The organism is Kitasatospora sp. NPDC101801, assembly GCF_044766665.1.
Classification (GTDB): domain Bacteria; phylum Actinomycetota; class Actinomycetes; order Streptomycetales; family Streptomycetaceae; genus Kitasatospora.
In genome coordinates this window covers 1-1,036 of record NZ_JBIWML010000113.1, presented here as the reverse complement: position 1 = coordinate 1,036, position 1,036 = coordinate 1, and the positions used below count along the sequence as shown (strand labels likewise).

General features: G+C 69.4%; 2 pseudogenes. One reads left to right on the top strand and one right to left on the bottom strand.

Annotation, left to right across the window (positions count from 1 at the left end):
* Positions 1-548, bottom strand: a pseudogene (locus ACIRPK_RS36955) (hypothetical protein); the annotation flags it as partial.
* Positions 549-831: 283 nt separating this feature from the next.
* On the opposite strand from ACIRPK_RS36955, the pseudogene ACIRPK_RS36950 reads away from it, so the two are divergent.
* Positions 832-992: pseudogene (locus ACIRPK_RS36950) on the top strand (IS6 family transposase); the annotation flags it as partial.
* Between the last annotated feature and the right edge of the window lie 44 nt (positions 993-1,036).

Genomic DNA, 1,036 nt, shown 5'->3' with positions numbered 1-1,036 from the left:
CTGCCTGTCCCGCCGGACTCGCCCCCGGAGGCGGTGTCGGCACCGTCACCTCCACGCAGCGTGATGGATCCGCGGGGAATGCTGATCGTGCCACCGGCACAGCCTGGACTGCCGCTGCCGAAGGTGCCACCTCCCTTGCCACCGATCACGGTGACGGCGGCGTTGGTGGCGGTGGAGCCGACGGTGATGGTGCCGAGGTTGAGACCGGCACTACCGGGCGCGGAGTCGTCCCCCGCCGCCCCGCCCTTGACGGAGACGGAGATCGTCCCGTTGCCCTTGTAGGAGAGGGTGGCCCCCTCGGAGATGCCGTGGGCGCTCGGGTCGGTGTTGCTGATGTCGACGACGGTGTCACCACCACCGAGGCTCAGGTCCTGGGCCAGGCCCTGGGTACAGGTGTAGGTGGTGGTCGAACCCGAGACGGACTGCGTGCAGCCGACGGGGAGGGCATCGGCGCTGGCCGTGCTCGGGACGAAGGTCAGAGTTGTGCCGAGTAGCGCTGCGGTCAGAGGTGGCAGGGTGCTGCGCGCGAAGGTCCGTGGCATGGACATGGCCGTGATCGTCTCCGAGGTGGTTCGGGACCGGACCGATGGACCGGTCTCGAAATGTGACCGTACGCATCCGTTCGCTACGTACGGTGGCCGACCGTATCGACGGCGCTCCGCCCACCGAAGACGGCACGCACAGGCATCCGGGTGGACCACATCACCGGCGCGGTCGACGGGGTGGATCGAGGACGGCACCCGCCGCGACCTCGCCCTCGCAGGGCACTGTCACGTTGGCTGACGGGGATGGGATGATCTTGTGATTGGCCGTGCCGGAAGGGGACCGCCGATGCCGTCCGTGCCGCCGCCGGGCCAAGGGCCACCGGTACCCGGTGGAGATCGTCTCCCACTGCGTGTGGCCGTACTTCCGCTTCCCGCTCAGCTTCCGCGAGGTCGAGGAGCTGATGCTCGAGCGCGGCGTCATCGTCTCCCCACGAGAGCGTCCGCCGCTGATGCCTGACGTTCGGGCAGACCTACGCCAACGCGCTGCGCCG